At 55.0% G+C, this 556-nt stretch carries 1 protein-coding gene; it reads left to right on the forward strand.

Features of this window, described 5'->3' with window-relative positions; translation table 11 throughout:
- The coding region (gene ndk / locus DK870_RS29225; protein WP_372241755.1) for a nucleoside-diphosphate kinase at positions 1–482 on the forward strand (482 nt) is incomplete at its 5' end.
- Between the last annotated feature and the right edge of the window lie 74 nt (positions 483–556).

Here is a 556-nt window from a genome sequence, read left to right on the forward strand (position 1 = left end):
CTGCTCCGTCTCACTCAACAATGGCTGCCAGAACCGAGCGCACCTTCATCGCCATCAAGCCGGACGGCGTCCAGAGAGGCCTGATCGGAGACATCGTCAAGCGCTTCGAGCAGAAGGGCTTCAGACTCGTGGCCATGAAGTTCCTCCAGGCGTCTGAGGACCTGCTGAAGCAGCACTACATCGACCTGAAGGACCGTCCCTTCTACCCCGGTCTGGTCAAGTACATGAGCTCCGGGCCGGTGGCTGCGATGGTGTGGGAGGGTCTGAATGTGGTGAAGACTGGAAGAGTGATGCTGGGAGAGACCAATCCTGCAGACTCCAAGCCTGGCACCATCAGAGGAGACTTCTGCATTGAAGTGGGCAGGAACATCATCCACGGCAGTGACTCTGTGGACAGTGCTAATAAAGAGATCAGCTTGTGGTTCAAGCCTGAGGAGCTGGTGTCGTACAAGAGCTGTGCACAAGACTGGATCTACGAGTAAACCCCAGACCCGTTAGCAGTATGAACCCCAGTGTTTGTGATTCTTGTCTTGCTGAAGCACTTGCTCAATAAATC

Source organism: Pseudomonas sp. Q1 (assembly GCF_009935975.1).
Classification (GTDB): Bacteria; Pseudomonadota; Gammaproteobacteria; order Pseudomonadales; family Pseudomonadaceae; genus Aquipseudomonas; species Aquipseudomonas palleroniana.